Origin of the sequence: Pseudomonas sp. GD04091 (genome assembly GCF_029836165.1) — a bacterium.
In the GTDB taxonomy this organism is placed as follows: Bacteria; Pseudomonadota; Gammaproteobacteria; order Pseudomonadales; family Pseudomonadaceae; genus Aquipseudomonas.
Genome location: NZ_JAOEBG010000003.1, coordinates 346,442 through 358,664 on the forward strand (window position 1 = coordinate 346,442; position 12,223 = coordinate 358,664).

Annotated in this window: 14 protein-coding genes; 5 read left to right on the plus strand and 9 right to left on the minus strand. The window is 64.0% G+C overall.

Annotation, left to right across the window (positions count from 1 at the left end):
- The first annotated feature begins 29 nt into the window (after positions 1 to 29).
- Entirely contained in the window at positions 30 to 734 is a 705-nt protein-coding gene (locus N7422_RS06590) for a lipoate--protein ligase family protein (protein WP_279805746.1), read from the plus strand.
- Here the strand turns inward: N7422_RS06590 and crp are convergent.
- Positions 731 to 1,375 (minus strand): cAMP-activated global transcriptional regulator CRP, encoded by a 645-nt coding sequence (gene crp, locus N7422_RS06595; protein ID WP_279805747.1) that lies wholly within the window; start codon positions 1,373 to 1,375, stop codon positions 731 to 733. The two genes, N7422_RS06590 and crp, sit on opposite strands and share 4 nt — an antisense overlap.
- A 189-nt stretch (positions 1,376 to 1,564) precedes the next feature.
- Here crp and N7422_RS06600 point away from each other — a divergent pair, with 189 nt between their 5' ends.
- Positions 1,565 to 1,987, plus strand: a complete 423-nt coding sequence (locus N7422_RS06600; protein WP_279805748.1) for an OsmC family protein — start codon at positions 1,565 to 1,567, stop codon at positions 1,985 to 1,987.
- Between the two features lie 69 nt (positions 1,988 to 2,056).
- Here N7422_RS06600 and N7422_RS06605 read toward each other — a convergent pair whose 3' ends face one another.
- The 6 genes from N7422_RS06605 to hemJ all read right to left on the minus strand — a co-directional run bounded on the left by N7422_RS06605 (position 2,057) and on the right by hemJ (position 6,468).
- Positions 2,057 to 3,094, minus strand: a complete 1,038-nt coding sequence (locus tag N7422_RS06605) for a DUF2157 domain-containing protein (protein WP_279805749.1) — start codon at positions 3,092 to 3,094, stop codon at positions 2,057 to 2,059.
- A 10-nt stretch (positions 3,095 to 3,104) separates the two neighbouring features.
- The gene (gene coq7 / locus N7422_RS06610) at positions 3,105 to 3,752 is read right to left on the minus strand and encodes a 2-polyprenyl-3-methyl-6-methoxy-1,4-benzoquinone monooxygenase (protein ID WP_279805750.1); all 648 of its coding nucleotides are present in this window, start codon (positions 3,750 to 3,752) and stop codon (positions 3,105 to 3,107) included.
- 66 nt (positions 3,753 to 3,818) lie between these two features.
- A complete protein-coding gene (locus tag N7422_RS06615; RefSeq protein ID WP_279805751.1) occupies positions 3,819 to 4,157 on the minus strand; it encodes a histidine triad nucleotide-binding protein in 339 nt (112 codons plus the stop codon).
- Positions 4,158 to 4,221: 64 nt separating this feature from the next.
- Positions 4,222 to 5,004 carry an SDR family oxidoreductase gene (locus tag N7422_RS06620; protein ID WP_279805752.1) on the minus strand — a complete coding sequence of 261 codons (783 nt, stop codon included), beginning with the start codon at positions 5,002 to 5,004 and terminating at the stop codon, positions 4,222 to 4,224.
- Positions 5,005 to 5,055: 51 nt separating this feature from the next.
- Complete coding sequence (locus N7422_RS06625; protein WP_279805753.1) at positions 5,056 to 6,012, minus strand: nitronate monooxygenase family protein; 957 nt, start codon at positions 6,010 to 6,012, stop codon at positions 5,056 to 5,058.
- Positions 6,013 to 6,042: 30 nt separating this feature from the next.
- Positions 6,043 to 6,468, minus strand: a complete 426-nt coding sequence (hemJ, locus tag N7422_RS06630; RefSeq protein WP_279805754.1) for a protoporphyrinogen oxidase HemJ — start codon at positions 6,466 to 6,468, stop codon at positions 6,043 to 6,045.
- Positions 6,469 to 6,608: 140 nt separating this feature from the next.
- Between hemJ and argC the strand changes: the two genes are divergently transcribed.
- Together argC and erpA are read left to right on the plus strand one after the other, a co-directional pair.
- Positions 6,609 to 7,643, plus strand: a complete 1,035-nt coding sequence (argC, locus tag N7422_RS06635) for an N-acetyl-gamma-glutamyl-phosphate reductase (RefSeq protein ID WP_279805755.1) — start codon at positions 6,609 to 6,611, stop codon at positions 7,641 to 7,643.
- A gap of 145 nt (positions 7,644 to 7,788) precedes the next feature.
- Positions 7,789 to 8,139 carry an iron-sulfur cluster insertion protein ErpA gene (erpA, locus tag N7422_RS06640; RefSeq protein ID WP_279805756.1) on the plus strand — a complete coding sequence of 117 codons (351 nt, stop codon included), beginning with the start codon at positions 7,789 to 7,791 and terminating at the stop codon, positions 8,137 to 8,139.
- A gap of 67 nt (positions 8,140 to 8,206) precedes the next feature.
- On the opposite strand, the gene N7422_RS06645 is transcribed toward erpA, so the two are convergent.
- Positions 8,207 to 9,298, minus strand: a complete 1,092-nt coding sequence (locus N7422_RS06645) for an anhydro-N-acetylmuramic acid kinase (protein WP_279805757.1) — start codon at positions 9,296 to 9,298, stop codon at positions 8,207 to 8,209.
- A 4-nt stretch (positions 9,299 to 9,302) separates the two neighbouring features.
- The gene (locus N7422_RS06650; protein WP_279805758.1) at positions 9,303 to 10,724 is read right to left on the minus strand and encodes a peptidoglycan DD-metalloendopeptidase family protein; all 1,422 of its coding nucleotides are present in this window, start codon (positions 10,722 to 10,724) and stop codon (positions 9,303 to 9,305) included.
- Between the two features lie 212 nt (positions 10,725 to 10,936).
- Between N7422_RS06650 and tyrS the strand changes: the two genes are divergently transcribed.
- On the plus strand, positions 10,937 to 12,136 hold the full coding sequence (gene tyrS, locus N7422_RS06655; protein WP_279805759.1) for a tyrosine--tRNA ligase: 1,200 nt from the start codon (positions 10,937 to 10,939) through the stop codon (positions 12,134 to 12,136).
- Positions 12,137 to 12,223 lie beyond the last annotated feature (87 nt).

Sequence of the window (12,223 nt, forward strand, 5' to 3'; positions counted from 1 at the left end):
CCAGAGAATCCAACATCATAGGTGGATCAATGACCGATCAACCCCTGGCCCTCACCGTGGAGCAGGGCCTGCATGCCGAACAGGACCTGCTGGCCGCCGTCTGCCGTGGCGAGCGCGAATCCGGCGTGCTGTTCTGGCGTCCGACCGATCATGCCCTGGTCATGCCGCGCCGCATGAGCCGGTTGGACAACTTCGAGGCCGCCTGCGCCGAGCTGGCGATTGCCGGCTGGCCGGTGCTGCTGCGCGAGACCGGCGGCGAACCGGTGCCGCAGTCCCATGCGACGGTGAATGTGGCCTTGGTTTACGTGGCGCCGCGTAGCGAAGGCGACCATGGGCGCATCGAGAACGCCTACGAGCGGCTGTGCCTGCCCTTGTGCGATGTGCTGCGCGATTGGGGCGGGGTCGCTTCGGTGGGGGAGATCGACGGTGCGTTCTGCGACGGGCGCTATAACGTCAATCTCAACGGTCGCAAGCTGGTCGGCACGGCCCAGCGCTGGCGCCAGGGACTGGGCGGCAAGCGTCCGGTGGTGCTGGTGCATGGTGCGCTGTTGCTCGACAACCAGCGCGAGTCGATGGTCGCGGCGGTCAACCGCTTCAACGAGTGTTGCGGGCTGGAGCAGCGCTGCCGTGCCGATAGCCACATCGCGTTGCATGAGGTGGCGCCCGCCGCGCCCTGGTTCGAGCGCCTGTCGCAGGCGTACGCCGAGGTGATCGCGGCGCTGCCCAGGGACTAACGCGTGCCGTAGACCACCATGGTCTTGCCCTTGACCTGCACCAGGCTGCGCTCTTCGAGATCCTTCAACACACGGCCGACCATTTCGCGCGAGCAGCCGACGATACGGCCGATTTCCTGGCGGGTGATCTTGATCTGCATGCCGTCGGGGTGGGTCATGGCGTCCGGTTGCTTGCACAGGTCGAGCAGGCAGCGGGCGACGCGGCCGGTGACGTCGAAGAAGGCCAGGTCGCCCACCTTGCGGGTGGTATTGCGCAGACGCTGGGCCATCTGGGCACCGAGGGCGTAGAGGATTTCCGGGTCTTGCCGGCCCAGCTCGCGGAACTTGTCGTAGCTGATCTCGGCCACTTCGCATTCGGTCTTGGCCCGCACCCAGGCGCTGCGCTGGTGTTCCTGACCTGCGGGCTCGAACAGGCCCAGTTCGCCGAAGAAGTCGCCGCTGTTGAGGTAGGCGATGATCATTTCGTGACCGTCGTCGTCCTCGATCAGGATGGTCACCGAGCCTTTGACGATGAACGACAAGGTTTCCGCCCGGTCACCTGCGCAGATGATGTTGCTCTTGGCGGCATAACGGCGGCGCTGGCAGTGCGCCAGGAGCTTGTCGATGTTCTTGATCTTGGGGGGAAGGGCTGAGGCAACCATCACGAAATCCTGTTCGATGCGACGCATTGGCTTTTGTATAGATTGTCTGACGAGAAGCGCCAGTCATTTGGCGCCAGCTTATCAGACACTGCCCTTCTAATCGGCACAAAAGCGACGCGCCTTGAGCTTTTCCGACAGCCTCACAAGGTCTAAGCTGACACCCTTTTACGAAATCGGGAGTCCGGATAGATGAAGGCACGCATCCAGTGGGCCGGTGAAGCGATGTTCCTCGGCGAGTCGGGGAGCGGCCATGTCGTGGTGATGGACGGCCCGCCCGAAGCCGGGGGCCGCAATCTGGGCGTGCGCCCGATGGAGATGCTCCTGCTCGGCCTCGGTGGCTGCAGCAGCTTCGATGTGGTCAGCATTCTCAAGAAGTCGCGTCAGGCCGTGGAGAGTTGCGAAGCCTTCCTGGAAGCCGAGCGCGCCAGCGAAGACCCCAAGGTGTTCACCAAGATCCATCTGAACTTCGTGGTCAAAGGCCGTGGGCTGAAGGACGCGCAGGTCAAGCGCGCGGTGGAGCTGTCGGCGCAGAAGTATTGCTCGGCATCGATCATGCTGGATCGCGCGGGTGTGGAAATCACCCACGGCTACGAAATCATCGAGCTGGCTTGAAAACGATCGCGGGGCAAGCCCGCTTCCACAGTGGGAGCGGGCTTGCCCCGCGATGCCGGCCTCGGACGATCAGTGGCGCAACGCCGGCAACGCGTCCCGCAACCACTGCGGCAGCTTCGCTTGCAGCGATTCGCTGAGTCGTTCGCGGCGCTTCTGGTACTGCAGCCCCAGCGCGATCACGCCCAGGCCGATCAAGGTCAGCACCACCGGGAACAGCAGCGAATCGGCAAACACCTCATAGGACAGATAGCCAAGATACGCGGCCACGCCCATCGCCCCGAACACCATGAACATTGGCCGCCGCAGCAGCACGGCCAGGCCCATCAACGCCAGGTTGATCAGGCAGTAGAGGAATTTGCCCCACTCGCTGGCGCTGTCCATCATCGTCAGTCCACCCCAGAACGCCGCCAGGCCGGCCAGGTAGCCCCAGAAGGCATAGTCCCGACGGGTGCGCCCATCGATCACGACGAACACCAGCAGCAAGCCCAGGCCGAACCACAGCGACACCGTGCGCCGTTGCTCCCAGCTGAACAGGTCGCCATGGATCCATTCGCTGAGGTCCATGGACATGAACCACAGCGCCACGGCGATCGGCATGACGATGAAGGGAAAGGGGATCAACCGTAGCATCAGCAGCCCGGCAACCACCGTCGCCGCTTCCATGGCCAGCCAGCCGCCCTGCACGTAGGTGTAGTACTGGTGATAGTCGCCCTGTGCATCGTCCATCGGCCACCAGCCGACCAGCCGTTCGATGGCGAAGACCGCCAGCGGCACGATGCTCACCGCCACGGCCGCCAGCACGCCCGCGGCGATGGGTTGTTCGCGACGCTGCAGGGACAGGGCAAACACGGTGAGCCCGGCGATATAGGCCAGCGCGATGATCAGCAGCGCGCTGTCGCCGATGCGCATCCAGGCCTCGGTGAGCAGCCAGCCCATGGCACCCATGATCAGCAGGGCGCCGAAATAGAACGCGACGTGGGCCAGCTGGAAGCTGCCACGGTTTTCCGGTTGCTGGCGCAGGAAGTCCAACAGGGCCCGATCCTGTCCTGGCTGCAGCACGCCGGCACTCACTGCGCGTGCCAGGTCCCTGGCGTCGAAGCGTTCCATGGTGTGCGCCTCAGATGCGGTAGGTGCTCTTGGTCATGACCTTGGCCAGCAGGCTCATGCCGAACCGCACGGGGGCCGGGAACCGGTAGCCACCCGCTTCCAGCGCGGACTCGGCATGCTGCTCTTCATCGACGCGCATCTGCTCGAGGATGGCGCGGGACTTGCCGTCGCTCTCGGGGATCTGTTCCAGGTGCTCGTCGAGGTGCTTGCACACCTGGTGCTCGGTGGCGGCGACGAAGCCCAGGCTGACCTTGTCGCTGACCAGGCCGGCGAGCGCGCCGATGCCGAACGACATGCCGTAGAACAGTGGGTTGAGCACGCTGGGGTGGCTGTTGAGCTGGCGGATGCGTTGCTCGCACCAGGCCAGATGGTCGATCTCTTCTTCCGCCGCATGCTCCATGGCCTTGCGTACCTGGGGCAGCTTGGCGGTCAGGGCCTGGCCCTGGTAGAGCGCCTGGGCGCAGACTTCGCCGGTGTGGTTGATGCGCATCAGGCCAGCGATGTGGCGGGTCTGCTGCTCGTCGAGCTCGGCGTCCGGCTGGATGATCGCCGGCGAGGGACGGGAAGGTTGGCCGCTGAAGGGCAGCAAGGTGCGCATGGCGGTATCGGCCTGCAGCAACAAGCGGTCGAGCGGCGAGTAGTGACGTTCGGTAGCCATCGGGCACCTCCGCTGAAGTGATGCCCGACAGTCTACCTCAATACCCCTGGACGGGCTTGCCTTGGATCAGCCCGGCGGCCAGTGCATCTGGCGCTGGCCGAGCACGTGCATGTGGATGTGGTAGACCGTCTGGCCGCCCTGCTCGTTGCAGTTCATCACCACGCGGAAGCCTTCCTCGCAGCCGAGCTCCTTGGCCAGGCGCTGGGCGGTGAACAGGATGTGGCCGGCCAGGCCCTTGTCCTCTTCGGTCAGGTCGTTGAGGGTGCGGATGTGTTTCTTCGGGATGACCAGGAAATGAATCGGGGCCTGGGGGGCGATATCGTGGAAGGCCAGGACCTGGTCGTCTTCGTAGATGATCTTCGCCGGGATCTCCCGGTTGATGATTTTGAGGAATAAATCGTCCACAGCACGTGCTCCATGGTGAGTGTCGGGCCTGAGTGTACTGAGCCCGCTGCCGCTCGCCCAGTGGCTATTCCATGCCGACCGGGCAGTAGCGGCGGTGGATCACCCCGGCCAGCTTGCGTGCCAGCCAGCGCGGCAGCAGGCGCGGGGCGAAGGCCAGCCAGCGGTTGCGCCGGCCCGGCGTGATCAGGGCGCGGTTCTTGTCCAGCGCGCGAACAGTGTACAAGGCGATTTCCTCCGGGCTGGGGCAACGGCCGCTGTCATCGAGCCTGGGGATGCGACGTTTCGATGAGCGCACCGGCCCCGGACACAGCACGGACACCTTGATCCCGGTACGGCGAAGCTCTTCGCGCAACGCTTCGGAAAAGCTCAGCACATAGGCTTTGCTGGCGGCATAGGCGGCCATCCAGGGACCGGGGGCAACCCCGGCCAGTCCAGCGACGTTGAGAATCTGTCCGCCCCCCTGTATGGCCATGAGGTTGCCGATGGCGTGGCACAGCCGGCTCAGGGCGAGGATGTTGACCTCCAGCAGGTCCTGTTCGTCAGCCCATTCGTGAGCGAGGAAAGGCCCGTAGGTGCGCACCCCGGCGCAGTTGACCAGCAGGTCGATACGCCGTTCGCCTTCCTCCAGTTCCAGCACGAAGCCAGACAGGCGCAAGGGCTGGCTGAGGTCGCAGGCGCGGAACAGCACCTCGACGCCAAACCGTTGGGTCAGTTCGATGGCCACCGGCTCCAGCGTTTCGCGCTGGCGTGCCACCAGGATCAGGTTGCGCCCGCGCCGTGCCAGGGCCTCCGCCAGGGCCAGGCCCAGGCCGCTGGAAGCTCCGGTGATCATGGCGTAACGGGTCATGCAAGGCTCCTGGGGCGTAAGGGGCGCCTAGTGTACAGCCTGGCCGATTTGCTACAAGGCGTTGCTGCGCAGCTGCTGGGTACGCTCCAGGGCGGCCTGGTACTCGCCTCGCAGGCGGGAGATCAGCTCGGCGGCCGAAGGCAGGTCGTGGATCTCGCCGACACCCTGGCCGGCGGACCAGACGGTCTTCCAGGCCTTGGCTTCGTCGTCCAGCGGCTTGAGCTTGCCGGACTCGTGGCCGCTCTTGAGCGCCGCCAGATCGTAGCCAGCCTGTTCCAGGCTCCGGCGCAGGAAGCTGGCGGGAATCCCGGACACCGCAGGGGTGTGAACGATATCGGCGGCGCCAGCCCCCAGGATCATTTCCTTGTACGCGTCCTGAGCCTGGCTTTCTTGGGTGGCGATGAAACGCGTGCCCATGTAGCCCAGGTCCGCGCCCAGCAATTGTGCGGCCAGCAGTTCATGCCCGTGGTTGAGGCAGCCCGCCAGCAGCAGGGTCTTGTCGAAGAACTGGCGGATCTCCGCGACCAGGGCAAACGGGCTCCAGGTCCCGGCATGGCCACCGGCACCGGCCGCCACGGCGATCAACCCGTCGACGCCGGCCTCTGCCGCTTTTTCCGCGTGTCGACGGGTCGTCACGTCGTGGAACACAAGGCCGCCATAGGCATGCACGGCGTCCACGACCTCCTTCACGGCGCCAAGGCTGGTGATGACGATGGGCACCCGGTGCTCGACGCACAGCGCCAGATCGGCGTGCAGGCGCGGGTTGGTCGGGTGCACGATCAGGTTCACCGCATAGGGAGCAGGCGCCTGCAGTGTCGCCAGGCCGGCCTCGATTTCCTCCAGCCATGCCTTGAACCCGGCACTGTCGCGCTGGTTCAGCGCCGGGAAGCTGCCCACCACACCATTGGCGCAGCAGGCGAGCACGAGCCCGGGGTTGGAGATCAGGAACATCGGCGCCGCCACCAAGGGCAGGCGCAGTCGTTGTTCGAGCGAGGCGGGCAGGGACATGGCGAAACTCCTGTAAGCGGCTGTATATCGTCAGAACGGTTTGACCACCACCAGAATTACGATGCCCAGCAGGATCAGCACCGGCACTTCGTTGAACCAGCGGTAGTAGACGTGGCTGCGGGTATTGGTGCCGGCGGCGAAGCGCTTGCGCTGGGCGCCGCACATGTGATGGTAGACGGTGAGCAGGACTACCAGGGTGAGCTTGGCGTGCAGCCAGCCCTGACTCAACCAGCCGGGGTTGAGGTAGAGCATCCAGCCGCCGAACACGTACGTGGCGATCATCGCCGGGTTCATGATGCCCCGGTACAGTTTGCGTTCCATGGTGGTGAAGCGTTCGAGGCTGATGTTGTCCCGGCTCTGGGCGTGGTAGACGAACAGGCGCGGCAGGTAGAACAGGCCGGCGAACCAGCAGACCACGCTGACGATGTGCAGCGCCTTGATCCATAGATAGAGCATGGGGTGTTCCTTCAGGTTTTCACGGTCGTCAGATAGTAGGGGTCAAGGCCACGAAGGGTCATCCGAAGAGTTGTTACAGGCGCTTGTGCCCCCTATTATCGTGCGCTTTCCAGTGGTCTTGTTGATAAGGGGCAAGCGTCATGATCAAGGTCGGTATCGTCGGCGGCACGGGCTACACCGGTGTCGAACTGCTGCGTCTGCTGGCGCAGCACCCACAGGCCGAAGTGGCGGTCATCACCTCGCGGTCTGAGGCGGGCGTGGCGGTTGCCGACATGTACCCGAACCTGCGCGGCCACTATGACGGCCTGGCATTCAGCGTGCCGGACAGCAAGGCCCTCGCGGCCTGTGACGTGGTGTTCTTCGCCACGCCCCATGGCGTCGCCCACGCCCTGGCCGGCGAGCTTCTGGCGGCCGGGACCAAGGTCATCGACCTGTCCGCCGACTTCCGACTGCAGGACGCTGTCGAGTGGGGCAAGTGGTACGGCCAGCCGCACGGCGCGCCCGAACTGCTCCAGGATGCGGTCTATGGCCTGCCGGAAGTGAACCGCGAGAAGATCCGCCAGGCCCGCCTGATCGCCGTGCCGGGCTGCTACCCGACCGCTACCCAGCTGGGCTTCCTGCCACTGCTGGAGGCCGGCCTGGCCGACCCATCTCGCCTGATCGCCGACTGCAAGTCGGGCGTCAGCGGTGCGGGGCGCGGCGCGGCCGTGGGTTCGCTGTTCTGCGAGGCAGGTGAAAGCATGAAGGCCTACGCGGTCAAAGGCCACCGCCACCTGCCGGAAATCAGCCAGGGCCTGCGCCAGGCTGCAGGCAAGGATATCGGCCTGACCTTCGTGCCGCACTTGACGCCGATGATCCGTGGCATTCATGCCACCCTGTACGCGACGGTAGCCGACACCTCGGTCGACCTGCAGGCGCTGTTCGAGAAGCGTTATGCCGACGAGCCGTTCGTCGACGTGATGCCGGCCGGCAGCCATCCGGAAACCCGCAGCGTGCGGGGCGCCAACGTCTGTCGGATCGCCGTGCACCGCCCGCAGGGCGGCGATCTGGTGGTGGTGCTGTCGGTGATCGACAACCTGGTCAAGGGCGCGTCGGGCCAGGCGGTACAGAACCTCAACATCCTGTTCGGCCTGAACGAGCGCATGGGCCTGTCCCACGCCGGTCTGTTGCCGTAAGTCGGCATTCGCAGCCAGGGCCCGCTCAGTGCGGGCCTTTTTCATGGGGGCGACTAAAGCCGCACAATTCTTGACCGATTTTCTCGGACAAGCGGATAATACGCCCCATCGAGTTTTATGGCGGCACTGCGCCGGGAGAATCAACATGAGCGTCGAAACCTTCACCCCTACGGCTTTGGAGTTCACCCCCGGGGCCGCGCACAAGGTGAAGACCTTGGTCAGCGAAGAGGGCAACGATCGACTGAAGCTGCGTGTGTTCGTGACGGGTGGCGGCTGCTCGGGCTTCCAGTACGGCTTCACCTTCGACGAGGAAGTGGCCGAGGACGACACCATCGTCGAGCGCGAGGGCGTGGCCCTGGTCGTCGACCCGATGAGCTTCCAGTACCTGGCGGGTGCCGAGGTGGATTACCAGGAAGGCCTGGAGGGTTCGCGCTTCGTGATCAAGAACCCGAATGCCAGCACTACCTGCGGTTGCGGTTCGTCGTTCTCGATCTGATCGCGGGTACTGCACTGCAATGCAAAACGCCGCGCGATTGCGCGGCGTTTTGCATTCTGCGTCCGGGTCAGGCGGGGTAGATCGCGCCGAGAATGCGCAAGCCTCTTGCCGCGGTCACGCTTGGGCGGTTGGCCGCAATGCCTTCCAGGCAGCAATGGGCCAGCCAGGCGAAGGCCATGGCCTCGACCCAGTCGGGATCCACACCCTGTGCCGCGGTACTGGTTACCTGCGTCGCCGGGAGCAGGGATGCCAGGCGGGCCATCAGTGCACCGTTGCGGGCTCCGCCGCCACAGACCAGCAACGCTTCGGTACCGTCCTGGGCCTGGCGGAGCGAGTCGACAATGCTGCGTGCCGTAAGCTCCAGCAAGGTTGCTTGGACATCTTCGTCGCGTAGGGCGGGCAACCGGGCGAGGTGAGCGTCCAGCCAAGTCAGGTTGAACACCTCGCGGCCAGTACTCTTCGGGCCGCTGCCAGCGAAGAACGGATCGCCAAGGAGTGCGCCCAGCAGGTCCTGGCGAACGACGCCACTGGCCGCCCAGGCGCCGTTGGCATCGAATGCCTGGCCCCGCTTGCGTTCGATCCAGGCATCCAGCAGCACATTGCCCGGCCCGCAGTCGAAACCATGCACCGGCTGGTCTCGCTCGATCAGACTCAGGTTGCTGAACCCCCCTACATTCAACACCGCCAGCCGCTGGCCAAGGTGGCCGAACAGCGCCTCGTGAAACGCGGGTACCAGGGGAGCGCCCTGGCCGCCTGCGGCCACATCGCGACGGCGGAAGTCTCCCACCACGCAAATGCCGGTCAGCTCGGCCAGCAGGGCCGGATTGCCGATCTGCACGGTGAAGCCGCGGGCGGGCTCGTGGCGAACGGTCTGGCCGTGGCTGCCGATGGCACGGACCGCGCCTGGCGCGAGGCCCTGGGCAGTCAGCAGGTGATTGATGCCTTGCGCGGCCAGCGTGGCCCAGCGGTTTTCCGCAAGAGCCGCGCGGGCGATCTCGTCAGGGCCGCTGGCGCAGAGGCCGAGAAGGTCCTGGCGCAGGTCGACGGGCATGGGAATGTAATGGGTGGCGAGCAGCCGGAGCTGCTCGTTCTGTTCGATCAGGGCGATGTCCAGGCCATCGAGGCTGGTGCCGGACATCACCCCCAGGTAGAGCGCCATGGGCTCAGCGCTTGTTGGCAGCGAGCAGGGTGGCCTTTTCCTGGTCCATACGGGCGATCAGGGGCTGGCTCTGCTGGTTGAAGCGGGCGCGCTCGGACTTGGCGATCGGGTCAGCCATCGGCACTTTCTGGCTCAGCGGGTCGACGTGTACGCCATTGACCTGGAACTCGTAGTGCAGGTGCGGGCCGGTCGACAGGCCGGTAGTGCCGATGTAGCCGATGATCTGGCCCTGCTTCACGCTGCTGCCGGTCTTGATGCCTTTGGCGAAGCCCTGCATGTGGCCGTAAAGTGTCTTGTACGAGTTGCCGTGGGCAATGATCACGGTGTTGCCGTAACCACCGCGGCGCCCGGCCAGCTCGATGCGACCGTCACCGGCGGCCTTGATCGGTGTACCCCGCGGGGCGGCGTAATCCACACCCTTGTGCGCGCGAATCTTGTTGAGGATCGGGTGCTTGCGGCCGGCGGAGAAGCGCGAGCTGATGCGGGCGAAGTCCACCGGGGTGCGGATGAACGCCTTGCGCAGACTGTTGCCATCGGCGGTGTAGTAGTTGGTGTTGCCCTGCTTGTTGGTGTAGCGCACGGCGGTGTAGGTCTTGCCGCGGTTGGTGAAGCGGGCAGAGAGAATGTTGCCGGTGCCGACCACCTTGCCGTCCATCACCTTCTGTTCGTAGACCACGTCGAACTCGTCGCCAGGGCGGATGTCCTGGGCGAAGTCGATGTCGTAGCCGAGGATGCGAGCCATGTCCATGGTCATGCCGTGGGACAGGCCGGCGCGCTGGGCGGAGGCCGACAGCGAGCTCTTGATCACGCCGTGGGCGTAGGCTGTGCGCACGACGGGCTTGCTGATCTCGCGATTGAAGCTGAAGCCTTTGTCGGTGCGGGTCAGGCGGATGGTTTCAAGATTGCTGACCTTGCTGTGCAGGCTGGTCAGTTGGCCATCCTTGTCCAGCTCGAACTGCAGTACCTGGCCATGCTTGAGCTGGCTGAACTGCTTGGCCTGCTTGTTGCTGGCGAGCAAGTCATGGACGGCATTGGCAGGCAGGCCGACCTTGTTGAACAGGGTGGAAAGCGTATCGCCGCGGGACACGACCACTTCGCGATGGCCTGGGGCTTTGTCTTCCTGCTTGGCTACCGGGGCGGGTTCGGGTTTGCTCTCGGCCTTGGCGGTGTCTGCCTCGTCACCCTCGATCTGGGCGAAGGGCGAATCGCTGTTCTGCTCGGCTTGTACCAGCGGGGCAGCTCGGGATTCGTCCTTCAGCTGTTCGGCCGGGCTTTCGAGCTCCAGGCTGAGGGTGGTTTTCTTGGCTTCGACTTCGCTGGAAGGGAATACCAGCAGTGCCAGGCTGAGGAGAGCGGCGATGCCGCTGGCGGCCAACAGATGGCTTTTCGGATAAAGCGGGGGCGCTTTAGGCGTTTCGTTGGTCATAGGTGAGGTGACTTTGAAAAAGTGGAATGGAAAAGATGAATGACATGATGAAGATGAAATAACTGTATAAAATATAACCAAATCCATTCTCACGCAAGGGCGCGTAGACGTTTCGATGCGTCGTCCGGGTCACATTCCTTTGCGAAACTTGTAATTGATGGCCGATCTTGTATGGTTGGCTCCCCTTGAATCCTAGCGTTGCGGGTCTGTCTATGAAGTCGGTTGAAGAGCAGCTGGCGCTTATCAAGCGCGGTGCGGAAGAGGTATTGGTCGAGTCGGAACTGGTGGAGAAGCTCAAGCGCGGCCAACCACTGCGCATCAAGGCGGGCTTCGACCCAACCGCGCCTGACCTGCACCTGGGGCACACGGTGCTGATCAACAAGCTGCGTCAGTTCCAGGAGCTGGGGCATCAGGTGATCTTCCTGATCGGCGACTTCACCGGCATGATCGGTGATCCGAGCGGCAAGAGCACCACTCGCCCGCCGCTGACCCGCGAGCAGGTGCTGGAGAACGCCGAGACCTATAAACAGCAGGTGTTCAAGATCCTCGATCCCGCCAAGACCGAGGTGGCGTTCAATTCCACCTGGATGGACTCGCTCACCCCGGCCGACTTCATTCGCCTGGCTTCGCAGTACACGGTCGCGCGCATGCTCGAGCGTGACGACTTCGACAAGCGCTACACCACCAACCAGCCGATCGCGATCCATGAGTTCCTCTATCCGCTGGTGCAGGGTTATGACTCGGTAGCCCTCAAGGCTGATGTCGAGCTGGGCGGCACCGATCAGAAGTTCAACCTGTTGATGGGTCGCGAGCTGCAGCGTGCCTATGGTCAGGAAGCGCAGAACATCGTCACCATGCCGCTGCTCGAAGGGCTCGATGGCGTGAAGAAGATGTCCAAGTCGCTGGGTAATTATGTCGGTATCCAGGAAGCGCCCGGCGTGATGTACAGCAAGCTGGTATCGATTCCGGATACGCTGATGTGGCGTTACTTCGAGCTGCTGAGCTTCCGCTCGATGGAAGAGATCGAGCAGTTCCGTGCCGATGTTGCCAATGGCGCGAATCCGCGCGACATCAAGATCAAGCTGGCGGAAGAGATCGTTGCACGCTTCCATGGCGAGGAGGCGGCGGCCAATGCCCATCGTGCGGCAGGTAATCGCATGAAGGATGGCGAGCTGCCGGAAGATCTGCCAGAGATCGAAGTCGCTGCGGTAGAAGACCTGCCTATCGCTGCCGTGCTGAACCGCGCTGGACTGGTGAAGAACTCTGCGCAGGCGCGGGATCTGCTTGCTGGTGGTGCCGTCAAGGTTGATGGCGCGGTGGTCGAGCGTGATTTCATGTTCGCCCTGGGCGCGACCCATGTCTGCCAGGCGGGCAAGAAGTCGTTCGCTCGGGTCACCCTCAAGGCTGAATGATTGCGCGACAGGCTATATATAGAAGAGGGGAGGCCGCGAGGCCTCCCCTTTTTGTTTTTAAGCTTTGTTAAGGTTTTTTAAAAATTG